Origin of the sequence: Streptomyces hawaiiensis (genome assembly GCF_004803895.1) — a bacterium.
Lineage (GTDB): Bacteria > Actinomycetota > Actinomycetes > Streptomycetales > Streptomycetaceae > Streptomyces > Streptomyces hawaiiensis.
Map to the genome: position 1 here is coordinate 2,761,697 of NZ_CP021978.1, position 16,150 is coordinate 2,777,846.

General features: G+C 69.7%; 13 protein-coding genes. 8 read left to right on the top strand and 5 right to left on the bottom strand.

What is annotated here, in order from left to right; all coding sequences use genetic code 11:
* Positions 1 to 35: 35 nt before the first annotated feature.
* Positions 36 to 1,058 (bottom strand): NADP-dependent oxidoreductase, encoded by a 1,023-nt coding sequence (locus CEB94_RS12770; RefSeq protein ID WP_175432333.1) that lies wholly within the window; start codon positions 1,056 to 1,058, stop codon positions 36 to 38.
* Between the two features lie 102 nt (positions 1,059 to 1,160).
* Between CEB94_RS12770 and CEB94_RS12775 the strand changes: the two genes are divergently transcribed.
* Positions 1,161 to 1,610 carry a MarR family winged helix-turn-helix transcriptional regulator gene (locus tag CEB94_RS12775; protein WP_175432334.1) on the top strand — a complete coding sequence of 150 codons (450 nt, stop codon included), beginning with the start codon at positions 1,161 to 1,163 and terminating at the stop codon, positions 1,608 to 1,610.
* Positions 1,611 to 1,627: 17 nt separating this feature from the next.
* Here the strand turns inward: CEB94_RS12775 and CEB94_RS12780 are convergent, their stop codons facing one another.
* The 4 genes from CEB94_RS12780 to CEB94_RS12795 all read right to left on the bottom strand — a co-directional run bounded on the left by CEB94_RS12780 (position 1,628) and on the right by CEB94_RS12795 (position 7,285).
* A complete protein-coding gene (locus CEB94_RS12780; protein WP_175432335.1) occupies positions 1,628 to 3,376 on the bottom strand; it encodes an alpha/beta hydrolase family protein in 1,749 nt (582 codons plus the stop codon).
* Positions 3,363 to 4,622: an MFS transporter gene (locus CEB94_RS12785; protein WP_175432336.1), complete on the bottom strand. Its 1,260-nt coding sequence runs from the start codon at positions 4,620 to 4,622 to the stop codon at positions 3,363 to 3,365. The genes CEB94_RS12780 and CEB94_RS12785 overlap by 14 nt, the downstream gene beginning before the upstream one ends.
* Positions 4,619 to 6,121 carry a tetratricopeptide repeat protein gene (locus tag CEB94_RS12790; RefSeq protein ID WP_175432337.1) on the bottom strand — a complete coding sequence of 501 codons (1,503 nt, stop codon included), beginning with the start codon at positions 6,119 to 6,121 and terminating at the stop codon, positions 4,619 to 4,621. The genes CEB94_RS12785 and CEB94_RS12790 overlap by 4 nt, the downstream gene beginning before the upstream one ends.
* 387 nt (positions 6,122 to 6,508) lie before the next feature.
* Positions 6,509 to 7,285 carry an SCO2400 family protein gene (locus tag CEB94_RS12795; RefSeq protein ID WP_175432338.1) on the bottom strand — a complete coding sequence of 259 codons (777 nt, stop codon included), beginning with the start codon at positions 7,283 to 7,285 and terminating at the stop codon, positions 6,509 to 6,511.
* Between the two features lie 272 nt (positions 7,286 to 7,557).
* Between CEB94_RS12795 and CEB94_RS12800 the strand changes: the two genes are divergently transcribed.
* From CEB94_RS12800 to CEB94_RS12830, 7 genes are all read left to right on the top strand, one after another.
* Entirely contained in the window at positions 7,558 to 8,721 is a 1,164-nt protein-coding gene (locus tag CEB94_RS12800) for a mandelate racemase/muconate lactonizing enzyme family protein (protein WP_175432339.1), read from the top strand.
* Entirely contained in the window at positions 8,718 to 9,722 is a 1,005-nt protein-coding gene (locus tag CEB94_RS12805) for a zinc-dependent alcohol dehydrogenase (protein ID WP_175432340.1), read from the top strand. Before CEB94_RS12800 ends, CEB94_RS12805 begins: the two co-directional genes overlap by 4 nt.
* A 142-nt stretch (positions 9,723 to 9,864) precedes the next feature.
* Positions 9,865 to 10,833 carry a hypothetical protein gene (locus CEB94_RS12810; protein ID WP_175432341.1) on the top strand — a complete coding sequence of 323 codons (969 nt, stop codon included), beginning with the start codon at positions 9,865 to 9,867 and terminating at the stop codon, positions 10,831 to 10,833.
* 138 nt (positions 10,834 to 10,971) lie between these two features.
* A complete protein-coding gene (gene chvE / locus CEB94_RS12815) occupies positions 10,972 to 12,084 on the top strand; it encodes a multiple monosaccharide ABC transporter substrate-binding protein (RefSeq protein ID WP_381107760.1) in 1,113 nt (370 codons plus the stop codon).
* Positions 12,085 to 12,130: 46 nt separating this feature from the next.
* Positions 12,131 to 13,681: a multiple monosaccharide ABC transporter ATP-binding protein gene (mmsA, locus tag CEB94_RS12820; RefSeq protein ID WP_175432343.1), complete on the top strand. Its 1,551-nt coding sequence runs from the start codon at positions 12,131 to 12,133 to the stop codon at positions 13,679 to 13,681.
* Positions 13,678 to 14,922, top strand: coding sequence for a multiple monosaccharide ABC transporter permease (gene mmsB / locus CEB94_RS12825; RefSeq protein WP_175432344.1), 1,245 nt, complete (start codon positions 13,678 to 13,680; stop codon positions 14,920 to 14,922). The genes mmsA and mmsB overlap by 4 nt, the downstream gene beginning before the upstream one ends.
* A 58-nt stretch (positions 14,923 to 14,980) precedes the next feature.
* On the top strand, positions 14,981 to 16,126 hold the full coding sequence (locus CEB94_RS12830) for an aldose epimerase family protein (RefSeq protein WP_175432345.1): 1,146 nt from the start codon (positions 14,981 to 14,983) through the stop codon (positions 16,124 to 16,126).
* The last annotated feature ends 24 nt before the right edge of the window (positions 16,127 to 16,150 follow it).

Genomic DNA, 16,150 nt, shown 5'->3' on the forward strand with positions numbered 1-16,150 from the left:
ACAAGTTACCGCATGCCGGAATCCGAAAGAAGGCGTCAGAGCTTGACGATCATCTTCCCGGTGTTGTCGCCGCGCAGAACGCCCAGGAACGCCTCCAGGTTGTTCTCGATGCCCTCGACGACGGTCTCCCGGTACTTCAGCTCACCGGAGGCGACCCAGGGGGCGACCTCCCGCACGAACTGCGGCTGCAGGTCGTAGTGGTCCCCGACCAGGAAGCCCTCGATGCGGCCACGGGTCGCGATCAGGCGGGCGAGGTTCTTCGGGCCCGGGGCGGGCTCGGTGTTGTTGTAGACGGAGATCATCCCGCAGACGGCGATCCGGCCGCCCTCGTTGAGGGAGCCGATGGCCGCCTCCAGGTGGTCACCGCCGACGTTGTCGAAGTACACGTCGATCCCGTCGGGGGCGGCGGCGCGCAGCTGCTTGCCCACGGACCCGTCCTTGTAGTTGAAGGCGGCGTCGAAGCCGTACTCCTCCACGAGGAGCTTCACCTTCTCGTCCGACCCGGCGGAGCCGATGACCCGCGAGGCACCCTTCAGCTTGGCGATCTGCCCGACCTGGCCGCCCACGGCGCCGGCGGCACCGGACACGAAGACGGTGTCGCCTTCCTTGAAGGCGGCGGTCCGCAGCAGGCCCGCGTAGGCGGTGAGGCCGGTCATGCCCAGCACACCGAGGTACGTCGACAGCGGCGCGGCGTCCGGGTCCACCTTCACGGCGTTCTTCGCACCGACGACCGCGTACTCGCGCCAGCCGAAGAAGTGCAGCACGTGATCCCCGACGGACAGCCCCTCGGCGTTCGAGGCCACGACCTCGCCGACGGCACCGCCCTGCATGACCTTGCCGAGCTCGAACGGGGCGACGTAGGACTTCGCGTCGCTCATACGGCCGCGCATGTACGGGTCCACGGAGAGGTACTTGTTCCGGACGAGGACCTGCCCCTCACCCGGCTGCGGAACCTCCGCCTCGACGAAGGCGAAGTCCTCGGGCTTCGGCCAGCCGACGGGGCGGCTCGCCAGGTGCCACTCGCGGCTGACGGCGGGGAGGGTGGGGGTGTCGGTCATGATGCGCCTTACCTCACTGGCTCGATGCGGATGTTTCAGTACCTGAAACAACCATGCTCCTGAAAATTTCAGGTTGTCAAATAACCGGGTACCCTCGATGGCATGGCCTCCACCACGCCGACGCCCCCAGTCATGACCAATCGCCCCGATCCGCTGACCGTCGAGGTCGTCGAGCTGATCGGCGAGGTCGTGGCGCGGTTCCACGAGGACTACGAGTCGGCGGCGGCGGAGCACACCCTGACCGGCGCCCAGGCGCGGCTGCTCAGCCTGCTGTGTCTCGAACCGCTGCCGATGCGGAGGCTGGCCCGGCAGCTGAAGTGCGAGCCGTCCAACGTGACGGGGATCGTGGACCGGCTCGAGGCGCGGGGGCTGGTCGAACGGCAGCCGGATCCCACCGACCGACGGGTGAAGGTGGCGGCGGCGACCGCGGAGGGGCGGCGGGTGGCCCGGAGCCTGCGGGAGTCGCTGCGGTTCGCCCGGGAGCCCCTGGCCGGGCTCTCCGAGGGGGAGCGCGTGGCGTTGCGGGACACGCTGCGGCGGATGCTGGGCTGAGGTCCGGCCCTCAGCCGTCAGCGGATCTTGTGCCCCAGGACCGCGTGGAGGGCGCTGCGCACGTGCGCGTACCGCCGGGCCGCCTGTTCGGGGTTCTGCGGCACGTGGCCGATGCCGTCCTCCCTGATGAGGGTCCAGGGGCGGCCCTGGGCCCTCGCGAGCGCGGCGGCGCGCGCCGTGTCCTGCCCGTCGACGACCTCGTCCTGGTCTCCGTGGATGAGGAACACCGGCCGGTCCCCCGTGGCCGAGAGCCGGGCGGGGTCGAAGTCGGGATGGGGGTCCGTGGTGTCCGGCGCAAGGCCGAACCGCTGCTCGAACCAGCTCCGGTAGCGGGCGTCCGCCGCGACCGCCCGGTTCACATGACGACGCAGGTCGACGAGGGGGGCGCACGCGACGGCACCGGCCAGTCGCCCGTCGAGGACGCAGCCGAGCAGCGCGAGGGCCCCGCCGAAGCTGCCGCCGAGCAGCGCGATGTCCCCGGGGCCGAGTCCGCGCGCCCGCGCTTCGGCGACGCAGGCGTCCAGGTCACCGCGGAAGGCCGCCCGCCAGTCGCTCCAGGGCCGTCGCCGGTGCTGTGATCCGTAGCCGACCGATCCCGCGTAGTTGAGGCCGACGACCAGGATCCCGGCGTCCAGCAGTTCCCGGTACAGGCCGTCCCAGCGCAGCTCGTCGCGCTCGATGGACTCCGGGCCGCCGTGCAGGGACACGACCATGGCGACGGGGTCGCGCGCGGGGGCGTAGACCAGGGCGGGCGCGGGGCCCAGCCGGTGGTGCCGGCGTGTCGCCCCGCCCGCGTGGGCGGGGATCCGCCCGGGGCTGGAGGCGACGGCCCCTCCGGGGGTGATCCAGTGCCAGGAGGAGCCCGTGAGGGTGCTCAGGGCGTACACGCCGATCCCGGTGCGGTTCGCCACACGGATGCGCAGGCGTCCGGCTCCGGGGAGGTGCGGGGCGATCGGCCGGGCGCTGCCGTCGGCGGGGTCGACGAGGTCGAGGCGGTCGGTGGCTTCCTCGGTGCGGACGGCGAGCAGGCCGCCGGTGCCGTCGCGCAGGAAACGGGCGTCGTCCGTCCAGCCGCGGGAGGGCAGCGGGGTCAGGGATCCGTCCCCGAGGTCCCACAGGCTGAGCGTGGGCTCGGTGCCGGTGTCCGTGCGGTCCGCCAGGACCGCGCCCGTACCGCCCTCGCCGTCGAGCCAGCGGCCGACGACCGATGCCGCGACCCGGCCGGACGACGGGGCGCACAGGCGCAGGAGCGGGGGCCAGGGGCCCCGGTCCTGCGCCAGCACGGCGACGTCAAGCTCCGCGTTCCAGTGGACCGGTTCGCCGGGAGGCGCGTCCAGGAACCGGTGGGCGCGCACGCGACCGGACGGCGCGACGTCGAGGAACCGGCGGTTGCCGGCGTCGTCCTCCACGGTGAGGACGAGCGTGTCACAGGCCGTCTCCAGCACGTCGAGGAGCGTCCATGCCCCGGCCGCGGCGGCCGGGAGATCAGCCCGGCGGTGCGTCTCCTTGCCGTCCAGCGTCGTCTCGGTGACGGTGAGCCGGCCGTCGTCCCGCACGGACAACCGGGCCAGCGCCTGCCGGGCCCCCAGGAAGAGGACCGCGTCGGCGTCGAGGTCCGGACGGCACAGGACGCGGTGCCCGCCCCGGCGGTCCGTCTCGATGACGTCGAGCCGTCCGTCCGGGCCGACGGAGCCGAGCACGGGGCCGTCGTGCCAGGCGAAGAGGTGCCGGTCCCGCTCGGTGAAGAGGTCCTCAGCCAGGGACATGCGCGGGCTCCTTGCCGGTTTCGCTCGTGCGGGCGCCCAGACGTCCGTAGAACATCGGCACGAGGACGGCGTTGGCGGCGGTCAGCGCCGTGGCGACCAGGACCGTGCGGTCGCTTCCCAGCGCCTGGTAGAGCCAGCCGCCGACCGCGCCGCCGAGTGCGTCGCCGGCCAGGAACGCGCTCTGGACCAGGCCGAAGAACGCTCCCGCCACCGCACCGGGGAAGGCGCTCAGCTGGAGCAGTTCCTGGGACACGGTCGCCCCCAGCAGGAAGACGCCGCGCAGGACGAGGACCACGGCGGCGGTCCACGGATTCACGGCGAGCGCCAGCACGAGCGTGGCCACGGCACACGCGGATTCCGAGAGCAGGAAGACGCGCAGCGGCGGCCGCCGGCGCAGCACCGGCCCGGCCAGCGCCGCGGCGGTCAGCCTGCTCAGGCCCGCCGCGGCCAGGACGACACCGACGAGTTCGAGCGGTACACCCCGCTCCTTGAGCAGCAGGGGCAGATAGGGCGTGAGAAGGCTGACGTAGAAGCCCATCAGCAGCCCGGTTCCCACGACCCCGCACGCCAGCGCCCGGTTCCCGCGCAGGGTCTGGAGCAGGCCGGGTCCGGCCTTGTCGCCGGGGGCGGTTCCGGAACCCGGGCGGGCTGCCGTGCGGTCCGGGGGGACGGCCAGGGCCGCGGCCAGCACACAGCCCGCCGCCAGCAGCAGGACGAAGACGTATCCCCGGTCGTCGCCCCCGGCCAGCGCGACCAGAGCGCCCGCCGCGCCGGTGCCCAGGGCCATCCCGGCGTGGTTCATGAACTCCCGGCGGGCGACGACCCCGGCCCGCTGCTCCTCCGCCACGTGGTGCACGATCCAGGTACGGATCGCGATGAAGATCCCGGAGGCGCCGAGGCCGGCCACGAACCCGGACACCACGGCGACGACGGGCAGCGCGTGCACCACCCGCAGCGCCATGCCCGCCGCATACAGCAGCGTGCCCGCCAGGAAGACGGGCCGGCTGCCCCAGCGGTCCGCCAGCCGCCCAGTGAAGACGGAGGCCGTGCCGGCGACGGCCATCGCGGTGTACGACAGGCCGAAGGCCACCAGATGTCCGTGGCGCTCGAAGTACAGGGGCTGCACGGTCTTGGACAGCCACATGCCCGTGAAGAACAGGAAGGTGAAGGCGGCGAGCCGGCGGCTGCCGGTCGCCCGCCGCCCGGGGTCGACTGCCTTGTGCGGAAGGCCTCTTGTCACGTTCATCCCGTCATCGCGGCGACCACCTGGTCCAGGTTGGCACGCGCGTCGCGGTCGTCGGGAGCGAGCACGACCACCTCTTGAAGCGCCTGCCGGGCGGCGGGCAGGTCTCCGGCGGCCGCGTGCTGCTCGGCGGTCAGCGTCAGGAACTTGACCGCGCTGTCCGGCGGCAGGCCGGTGAGGTCGGCGCAGAGCAGCAGTTTCAGCGCGGACTCGTAATCCTCGCTCTCCCCCAGGGCGTACGCCAGATCGTAGAGGGCGTCGTTGTCTCCCGGGACGAACGCGTGGGCGGCGCGGTACGCGCTCACGGCGTCGTCGGGGCGGCCCAGCTGGAGGTAGGTGAACCCCAGCAGCGAGTGGACTTCCTGGATGGACGGGCCGAGGTCGCGCGCGGTCAGCAGACAGGCGAGGGCCTCGGTGAAATCACCGAGGTCCAGGTGACAGTGCGCCAGTTCCATGTGATATTCCGGCATCTTGCCGTCGAGTTCGAGCAGTTGCCGATAGGCCCTGATCGCCTCGGCGTGATGGCCCGACCGGCGGTAACACTGCGCGAGGTTGTACACGAGCACGGTCTGGTGCATGCGATTCTTCGCGGAGCCGGAGCGCAGCCGTGCGATTCCGTCGGTGAGGAGCGCGATCGCCTCGTCGACCCTCCCACGCCGGAATTCGACCAGCGCGTATCCGTTCCGGTTGAAGACCTTGTGGAAGTCCAGGTCCTCGACGTCTGCCTGCCGCGATCGTTGGAGCAGCGCATAACCGTGTTCCAGGAACTCGGCGGCCTTGTCCAGGGACCGGAGAAAGGGTGGATGGTGTCGCGCGTACAGCATGGACAGGGCGTAATCCGCACCCGTCGCCGCGACCGCCGAGGTGCTTTCCCGCCAGCGCAGGTAGCAGAACTCGGCCTCCATCGTCCGGCCCTGCATGGCGTAGGAGAGGCCGAGTTTTCCCCAGACGGCGGGCTCGGCGCGGTGGTTGAGCACTACGGACAGGATCCGTTCGGCCGACCAGCTGTCGCCGAGGCTCAGATACCGGTCTGCCTCTTCCATGAGGAAGTCGAGATCGCCCTCCCCCGGGCTCCCGGCGGTCGAGCAGAGGTGTTCGACGCGCCGCTCCCGGGCGTTCTCCTCGTACGCCGGTGCGACGTCCGTGCCGGGAGCGCCGGGGAACAGCCGTACGGTGACGTCTGTTCCGAGCGTGGCCAGCGTCTCGAAGAAGAGCCGGCTGCCGTCGTCCAGGTGCTCGCACCCGGCCACCTCGACCGAGACCGAGCCGGCGTCCCGCGCCCATGCCCGGCCGACGTCCCGGAAGTTGCGGACGAGACGGTCCTTGAGGAAGAAGCGGATGCGGTCGTGCGCCTGCGCCGCATCGGTCAGGCTCTCCGTCTCCTCGACCGCGGCGCAGGCCGGGTCGTCGGGAGACAGGAGCTTCAGCCCGATCAGGGCCTGCCGCGGCCAGCTGTCGGTCCGCGCCCCGTGCAGCAGCTCCTTGACCGGTAGGAATCCCACTGTTTTCCTGCGCGCCTCAACTGTGACACGACGCAAAAGTCCCCCTGGTGGTGCCGAGTTGAAACGCCCGGGACGGTTCTCCGCCCCGGGCGTTCAGTGATGTCCGGAGAGCCGCTCAGGAAGCGTTGTACATCACGGAGAAGACAACCTTCTTGGGCTTCGGCGCAGCCTTGATGAGCTTCATTTCTTTCCCCCTTCTGAAAGGTCCGTCCGAGCGAATCCTGCGCGGACGCGGAAAGATGTACACGGCGCTCCGGTCACGGAAAAAGGGCGCTCGGAACCGGGCACGACCCCGGGTGCCGCGAACTCGACGTTTGCGGCCCGGTATTCAGGGGCAGGAAGGGGCGATTCCGTTCCCCGCGTGCTGCCGAGAATGGCCGACAGGTCTTACGTGCACCACCACAGGAACCGGTTGCACGTCTGGGACGGGGATGGTTCCGGTTCCGGGGTGGTCGGACCCGATGTCGGCGTCGGGGCCGGGGCCGGCGGGGCGGCCGTGGGAGCGGATGCCGGGCGGCTGGGGGCGCCTCCCGCCGTGGCCGACTCGGGGTCCTTCGCCGGTTCGTCGCCCTTCGGGGACTCCGACGTCTCGTCCTTCGGGGATCCGGAAGCGGACGGCGTGTCAGATGCCTCCGGTGAGGCGGAGCCTGACGCGTCCGCAGCCCCGGCTCCCTTCCCGCCGGAAGCGCTGCCCGGCTCCCCCGCCTCCGCCGAGGCGTCCCCGTCCGCCGACTCGCCCCCGGCCGCGGCCGGCTTCGGCGTCGAGCTGGGGGCGTCCATGCCGAGCTCCGCGAGGCTCAGACCGCCCGCGGCCAGCACGAACCCCGCCGCCACGAACAGGGTCCGGCGCCGGCGCCGGCGGTGTGCGGCGGCCTTGCGGTCCCGCCGGCTCGACCCGCCCGGGCTGTCGACGGCCGGGCCGTGCCCGCGCCCGCGGCCCCGACGACGCGCGGCGCGTCCCAGGTGCTCAGCGTCGTCATCGTCATCGCCGTACGCGGCGTCCGACCCTGCCGGCCCCTCCGGCGCGCCACCGGCGCTCTCGGACGCAGTGCCGTCGTAGCCGTACCCCGGCTCACGCCGCCGCAGCGTTTCGGCCGAGGTGCCGCACCCCGGGCAGGCAAGGGCGCCGTTGAGGTGCCGTCGGCACGGGTCGCAGTAGTCCATCTCGCGGGAAGATTAAGTTCCGCGCAGGTCACGTTCCTAGATCCAGCTGTGAAGGTTCTGTAGGGACACGACTCACCCATGGTTTCGAAACTGTCGAAACCGTTATGCGCGCGACCCATTGACACCTCTGCCGCCCGATCCTTACTGTCACGCCAGCATTTCGAACGTGTGCCGAAATCTCGAACAGACCGAGTCGCCGGACCACGAGCGGGATGCTGACGGAACACACTGACGAAAAACCAGAGCCGACGAAGCTGCGAGGGACAACCGCCGTGCGCATCACCGGAATCAGCACACACGTGGTCGGGACGCCTTGGCGCAACCTGACGTACGTCCAGGTGCACACCGACGAGGGGCTCACCGGAGTCGGCGAGACCCGGATGCTGGGACACACCGACGCCCTTCTCGGTTACCTGAGGGAGGCCGAGGCCAATCACATTCTCGGCTCCGACCCCTTCGCTGTCGAGGACCTCGTCAAGCGCATGAAGTACGGCGACTACGGCCGTGCGGGCGAGATCGTCATGTCCGGCATCGCCGTGATCGAGATGGCGTGCTGGGACATCAAGGGCAAGGCCCTGGGGGTCCCCGTCTGGCAGCTGCTGGGCGGCAAGGTCACCGACAAGGTCAAGGCATACGCCAACGGCTGGTACACCACCGAGCGGACCCCGGAGGCCTACCACAAGGCCGCCCAGGGCGTGATGGAGCGCGGCTACCGGGCGCTCAAGATCGACCCCTTCGGCACCGGCCACTTCGAGCTGGACCACCAGCAGACCCTGTACGCCGTCTCCCTGATCGAGGCGGTCCGGGACGCCATCGGCCCCGAGGCCGAGCTGATGCTGGAGATGCACGGCCGCTTCTCCCCCGCCACGGCCGTGCGCCTGGCCAGGGAGCTGGCGCCGTTCAAGCCGGCTTGGCTGGAGGAGCCGGTCCCGCCGGAGAATTTCAAGGCGCTGGAGAAGGTCGCCGCCAAGGTCGACATGCCGGTCGCCACCGGTGAGCGCATCCACGACCGGATCGAGTTCCGGGAGCTGTTCGAGAGCCAGGCCGTCGACATCATCCAGCCGGACGTCGGCCACATCGGCGGCATCTGGGAGACCAGGAAGCTCGCGGCGACCGCCGAGACGCACTACATGCTCGTGGCCCCCCACAACGTGGGCGGCCCGGTCCTGACCGCCGCGTCCCTGCAGGTCGGCTTCACCGCCCCGAACTTCAAGATCCTGGAGCACTTCAACGACTTCGCCGACGCGGAGATCAAGAAGGTCGTCAAGGGCGCCCCGCAGGTGAACCCGGAGGACGGCTGCTTCCACCTCTCCGACGCCCCCGGCCTCGGTGTGGAGCTGGACGTCGACGCCGCCGCCGAGTTCCCCCAGCAGCAGGCCCGCTTCGACCTCTGGGCGGAGGGCTGGGAACAGCGCAAGCCGAAGGGCCCGCAGTGAGCACCGCGGTCGTCATCGACGCCCCGGGCGAGCACCGTCTCGTCCCGCACGAGCCCCGGCGGCCCGCGGCCGGCGAGGCGCTGGTCCGGGTGCACGCCTCCGGGATCTGCGGCAGCGACCGCGAGGTCTACCAGGGCAACCGCCCCGAGGGCTATGTGCGCTACCCGCTGACCCCGGGCCACGAGTGGTCCGGGACGGTGGAGGCCGTGGGCGCAGGCGTCCCGGAGTCCCTCGTCGGCCGCAAGGTCGTCGGTGAGGGCTTTCGAAACTGTCAGGTCTGCGATCGCTGCCACGCGGGCGACACGACCCTGTGCACGGCCGGCTACGAGGAGACCGGGTTCACCCAGCCGGGCGCGATGGCGGCCACGCTGACCCTCCCGGCCCGTCTCCTGCACGCCCTCCCGGACGACTGCGACCTCACGGCCGCGGCCCTCCTGGAGCCCGCCGCGTGCATCGCGGCCGCCGCGCTGAAGGGCAACGCGCAGCCCGGCGAGCGCGTCGCCGTGGTCGGCACCGGCACCCTCGGCATGTTCGCCGTGCAGTTCCTGAAGGCGAACTCGCCGGCCGAGCTGCTGGTCGTCGGCACCCGCCGGGACCGTGAGGCGCTGTCGCGGCAGTACGGCGCGACGGACTTCCGGACGAAGGACCAGGAACTCCCGGACGACTTCGACGTGGTGATCGAGACGGCCGGGTCCGCGGACGCCGCCCGGACCTCGGCCGGCCTGCTCAGGCGGGGCGGCCGGCTGGTCCTGACCGGCATCCCGGCACCGGACGCCGACGGTCTCGACCCGACCGACCTCGTCGTACGGCAGCTGGAGGTGCACACCGTCTTCGGTGCCCCGCCGGACGCCTGGGCGCACACGGTGCGGGTGTTCGCCGCCGGCCTGCTCGACCCGCTGCCGCTGGTGACGCACGAGCTGCCGCTCACCGAGTTCGCGCAGGCCATCGAACTGGTCGGGGCCGGCGATCCCAAGGTGGGCAAGGTCCTGCTCCGCCCCTAGACGTACGCCGGTACGGGGGCAACCTGACGGCTCCCGTACCGGCGTACACCCAGCCTTGCCCCACCCCGAGCGCCGTACTCAGAGCCGCGCCGTACTCAGAGCCGCGAACCTTGTCCGAAATATCGAACCGAAGGACATTCCTGTGACCGACGCTTCCGCCACGGCAGCCCGCAGGCCCGGTGAGCAGGCGCTCACCGCCCTGGGCCTGAGCGCACCCGCCCCCGACCCCGCCGACGCCTCGCCGCACTCCTTCCCCGGCGGCGGCCGCTGGCGCACCGAGATCCCCTCCTGCGAGGGTCCCGAGGCGCTGGCGGTGGTGCTGAAGGAGGCCTCACGGCTGGACGTGCCGATCCACCGGATCAGCCAGGGCAGCGGCGTGTGGATGCTGACCGACGCCGAGATCACCGAGATGGTCGAGTCGACCGGTGAGCGCGACATCGAGCTCTGCCTGTTCACCGGCCCGCGCGGCACCTGGGACATCGGCGGGTCCACGCGCACCGACTCGCGGGGGGCCGGGCTGCGCGCCCGGGGCCACGACGCCGTCGCCGGCTGTGTCGAAGACGCCGTCAGGGCAACGGAGTTGGGTGTCAAGTGCCTGCTCGTCGCCGACGAGGGCGTGCTGTGGACGCTGCACCGGGCACGGGCCGCCGGAATCATCCCGGCCGACACGACACTCAAGGTCTCCGCGCTCATCGGCCCCGTCAACCCGGCCGCGTACGCGGTCTACGAGCGCCTCGGCGCCGACTCGGTCAATGTGCCGAGCGACCTGACGCTCGATCACCTCACCGAGATACGGCGGGTGTCGGGCGCCCCGATGGACATGTACATCGAGGCCCCCGACGACCTCGGCGGCTACGTGCGGATGTACGAGGTGGCCGAACTCATCAGACGCGGGGCCCCGTTGTACCTGAAGTTCGGCCTGTCCAAGGCGCCGGCGATCTACCCCTACGGGCACCACATGCGGGAGCTGACCCTGGCCACCGCCAAGGAACGCGTGCGGCGCGGCCGGCTCGCTCTGGACCTCCTGGCCCGCCACGGAGCGGACGGCGACATGGCGCCGCTCGGCTCACGGCTGCCCGGCGATCTGCAACGGTTCGAAATCTCGTCATAACGTTCCGGCTACTCGCCTTACAAAAAAAGACACAGCCGCGCACAATCCCACACATCTCTTCTCGGTCTTTCCGGCACGACCACCCGGAACGACTTCGCGCCCTCAGACCGAGCCCTGCCAACATCAAGGATGATGATCATGCGTAACCGCAGAGCCGCTCTCACCGCCATAGCCGGAGCCGCGTCCCTCGCCCTCACCCTGTCCGCCTGCGGCCAGAGCGGCGAGGGGGGCAGCAAGGACAGCGAAGGCGACACCAAGGGCGCGACGATCGGCATCGCGATGCCGACCAAGTCCTCCGAGCGCTGGATCGCCGACGGCAAGAACGTCGTGACGGAGCTGGAGTCCAAGGGCTACAAGACCAAGCTGGTCTACGGCGAGGACGACCCGGACCAGCAGGTCTCACAGGTCGAGAACCTGATCACGCAGGGCGTCAAGGCGCTGATCATCGCCGCGATCGACAACAAGTCGATGAACAACGTGCTCCAGCAGGCCAAGGACGCCAACATCCCGGTCATCTCCTACGACCGCCTGATCCTCGGCACGAAGAACGTCGACTACTACGCCTCGTTCGACAACGAGAAGGTCGGCGAGCTCCAGGGCACCTACATCGTCGAGAAGCTCGGCCTGAAGGACGGCTCCAAGAAGGGCCCCTTCAACATCGAGCTGTTCGCCGGCTCCAACGACGACAACAACACCCGCTACTTCTTCGGCGGCGCGATGAAGGTCCTGCAGCCCTACATCGACAAGAAGCAGCTCGTCGTCCGCTCCGGCCAGACCAAGCTCAACCAGGTCACCACCCTGCGCTGGGACGGCGGCACCGCCCAGAAGCGCATGGACGACGTCCTGACGTCGGCCTACAAGAGCGAGCGCGTCGACGCGGTCCTCTCCCCCTACGACGGCATCTCCATCGGCATCCTGTCGGCGCTGAAGTCGGACGACTACGGCTCCAAGAGCAAGCCGCTGCCGGTCGTCACGGGCCAGGACGCCGAGGTCGCCTCGGTGAAGTCGATCATCTCCGGCCAGCAGTCGATGACCGTCTACAAGGACCTCCGTCAGCTCGCCAAGGTGTCCTCGAACATGGTCGACGCGCTGCTCAACAAGAAGAAGCCCGAGGTCAACGACACCAAGACCTACGACAACGGCGCGAAGGTCGTCCCGGCCTACCTGCTGGAGCCGGTCGCCGTCGACAAGAGCAACTACCAGAAGGAGCTCGTCGACTCCGGCTACCTCAAGGAGAGCGACCTCAAGTAGTCCCCGCCACCGACCGACGATTCACCACTGATTGGAAGGCACGACCATGGCGGGACCCGTCCTGGAAATGCGCTCGATCGTCAAGACCTTTCCCGGCGTCAAGGCGCTGTCGGACGTCACACTGACCGTCCGGCAGGGCGAGGTCCACGCCATCTGCGGGGAGAACGGCGCCGGCAAGTCGACCTTGATGAAGGTCCTCTCCGGCGTCCACCCGCACGGCACGTACGAAGGCGACATCCTCTTCGAGGGTGAGGTCTGCGAGTTCAAGGACATCCGGGCGAGCGAGCAGCGCGGCATCGTCATCATCCACCAGGAACTGGCGCTGTCGCCGTACCTCTCCCTCGCGGAGAACATTTTCCTCGGCAACGAGCACGCCAAGGGTGGGTTCATCGACTGGAGGGAGACGCTGCGGCACGCCACCGAGCTGCTGCGGCGGGTCGGGCTGGCCGACCACCCCGACACCCGCGTCGCCGACATCGGCGTGGGCAAGCAGCAGCTCGTGGAGATCGCGAAGGCCCTGTCGAAGAAGGTGAAGCTGCTCATCCTGGATGAGCCGACCGCCGCCCTGAACGACGAGGACAGCGACAAACTCCTGGATCTCATCCTGGAGTTGAAGAAGCAGGGCATCACCTCGATCATCATCTCCCACAAGCTCAACGAGATCCGCAAGGTCGCCGACTCGGTGACGATCCTCCGCGACGGCCAGACCATCGAGACCCTCGATGTGAAGGCCCCGGAGACCTCCGAGGACCGGATCATCAGCGGCATGGTCGGCCGCGACCTGGAGAACCGCTTCCCGGAGCGGTCGCCGCACGAGCCCGAGGAGGGCGCGGCGCCGGCCCTGGAGATCCGGGGCTGGACCGTGCACCACCCGATCGACCAGCAGCGCAAGGTGTGCGACGACGTGTCGCTCCACGTGCGGCGCGGGGAGATCGTCGGGATCGCCGGCCTCATGGGCGCCGGGCGCACCGAACTCGCGATGAGCGTCTTCGGCCGCACCTACGGCCGGTACGCCGGCGGCACGGTCCTGAAGGACGGCAAGGAGATCCGTACGAAGTCCGTCCCCGAGGCGGTCAAGCACGGCATCGCGTACGTCACCGAGGACCGCAAGCACTACGGACTGAACCTCATCGACACCATCAACCGGAACATCTCGCTGAGCGCCCTGGGCAAGGTCGCCAAGCGCGGTGTGGTGGACGAGCACGCGGAGCGGCAGGTCGCCGAGGGCTTCCGCAAGTCCATGAACATCAAGGCGCCGACGGTGTTCGAGCCGGTGGGCAAGCTGTCGGGCGGCAACCAGCAGAAGGTCGTCCTCAGCAAGTGGATCTTCTCGGGTCCGGACGTGCTGATCCTGGACGAGCCGACGCGCGGCATCGACGTCGGCGCCAAGTACGAGATCTACACGGTCATCGACCAGCTGGCCGCCCAGGGCAAGGCGGTCGTCTTCATCTCCTCCGAGCTGCCCGAACTGCTCGGCATGTGCGACCGCATCTACACGATGGCCGCGGGGCGGCTGACGGGTGAGTTCTCGCGGGCCGAGGCCTCCCAGGAATCGCTGATGCGTCAGATGACGAAGGACAAAGAGGTAACCCGATGAGCACGGACGTGACCGCCAAGAGCCCGGCCCCCGCGCCGCCGGGCAAGAGCGGAGGGGCCGCGGCCGACGGCCTGCTGCAGCTGGTGATGGACGGCATGCGCCGCAACATGCGGCAGTACGGCATGCTGATCGCGCTGGGCCTGATCGTGGTGCTGTTCGCCGTCTGGACCGACGGCGACCTGCTGCTGCCGCGCAACGTCTCCAACCTGGTGCTGCAGAACAGCTACATCCTGATCCTCGCGATCGGCATGATGCTGGTCATCATCGCCGGCCACATCGACCTGTCGGTCGGCTCACTGACGGCGTTCGTCGGCTCGATGGCCGCCGTGTTCATGGTGAAACAGGACCTGCCCTGGCCCGTCGCCGTGGTGCTGTGCCTGGCCGTGGGCGCGGTCGCGGGTGCCGTACAAGGGTTCTTCATCGCGTACGGCGGGATACCGTCGTTCATCGTGACCCTGGCGGGCATGCTGATCTTCCGCGGTCTGACGGAGATCTTCCTGGAGGGCCAGACCCTCGGCCCGTTCCCGGACGGACTGCAGAAGGTCGCCAACGGGTTCCTGCCCGAGGTCGGCCCGGACACGAACTACCACAACCTCACTCTGCTACTGGGCTTCGCGATGATCGCCTTCGTGATCTTCCAGGAGGTCCGTGACCGCAAGCGGCAGCAGGAGTTCAACCTGGACGTCCCGCCCACCAAGCTGTTCCTGCTGAAGCTGGTCGCGATCGGCGCCGCCGTGCTGACGCTCACCATGCTGCTGGCCAGCTACAAGGGCGCCCCGATCGTGCTGCTCGTCCTGGGCGTGCTGCTCGTCGGCTTCGGCTACATCATGCGCAACGCGATCATCGGCCGCCACATCTACGCCATCGGCGGCAACCTCCCGGCGGCCAAGCTGTCGGGTGTGAAGGACAAGAAGGTCACCTTCCTGGTCTTCCTGAACATGGGCATGCTCGCGGCCCTGGCGGGTCTGGTCTTCGCCGCCCGCTTCAACGCGGCCTCTCCCAAGGCCGGCCTCAACTTCGAGCTGGAGGCGATCGCGGCCTCGTTCATCGGCGGTGCGTCGATGAGCGGCGGTGTCGGCACCGTGCTCGGCGCGATCATCGGTGGCCTGGTCCTGGGCGTTCTGAACAACGGTATGAACCTCGTCGGTATCGGCACCGACTGGCAGCAGGTCATCAAGGGCCTGGTGCTGCTGGCGGCGGTCGGATTCGACGTGTGGAACAAGCGCAAGGTCGGTTCGTAAGTCAGCTGGGGGCCCCGCCACAACGGCGGGGCCCTCTCCTCATACGGGAGCCGCACACATGGAACTGAACAGACGCACGGTCATCGCGGGAGCGGCGGCGGGCATAGCCGCAACCACGCTCGGCGGCACGGCGCACGCCACGGGAGGCAGGAAGCCGGTGAAGACGCTCTTCGGCAAGCTGGCCGACGGCACCAAGATCTACAGCTGGTCACTGGAGAACGGCGGCACCCGCCTGAAGGTCCTCTCCTGGGGCGGTGTCGTCCAGTCCCTGGAGATCCCCGACCGTCGCGGCCGGTACGCCAACGTCTCCGCGGGCTTCGACAACATCGAGGACTACGTCGCGAAGACCCCGTACTTCGGTGCCCTCATCGGCCGGTACGGCAACCGCATCGGCAAGGGCAAGTTCACCCTCGACGGCAAGAACTACCAGCTGTCCGTGAACGACGGCGAGCAGAGCCTGCACGGCGGCACCCAGGGCTTCGACAAGCGCGTGTGGGACGTCGAGCCGTTCACCAAGGGCTCCGACGTCGGCCTGTACCTGTACTACACGAGCGTCGACGGCGAGATGGGCTACCCGGGCACGCTCAAGACCAAGGTGACGTACACGCTCACCCGGCACGGCGACTGGCGCATCGACTACGAGGCCACCACGGACAAGGCCACCGTCGTCAACCTCACCAGCCACGTCTACTGGAACCTCGCCGGTGAGGGCAGCGGCACGATCGAGGACCACGAGCTCCAGATCGCCGCCTCCCGCTACACGCCCACCGACGCGGGCCTGATCCCCACGGGCGAGCTGGCCAAGGTCGCGGGCACTCCCTTCGACTTCGGCCGGACCAAGCCGATCGGCCGGGACATCCGCACCTCGCACCCGCAGCTGGTGACCGCCAAGGGCTTCGACCACAACTGGGTCCTGGACAAGGGCATCACCGCCCGGCCCGAGCACGTGGCCACCCTGCGCGACCCGGCCTCCGGCCGCAGCCTGAAGATCGCCACGAACGAGCCGGGCCTGCAGTTCTACTCCGGCAACTTCCTCGACGGCACGCTGACTGGCCCGTCCGGCCGCACCTACCGGCAGGGCGACGCGCTGTGCCTGGAGACGCAGCACTTCCCGGACTCGCCGAACAAGCCGAAGTTCCCGTCGACGGTGCTGCGGCCGGGGCAGACGTACCGGACGACGACGATCCACACGTTCGACTGCTGAGGCCACTGACAGGTCTTCACAGAG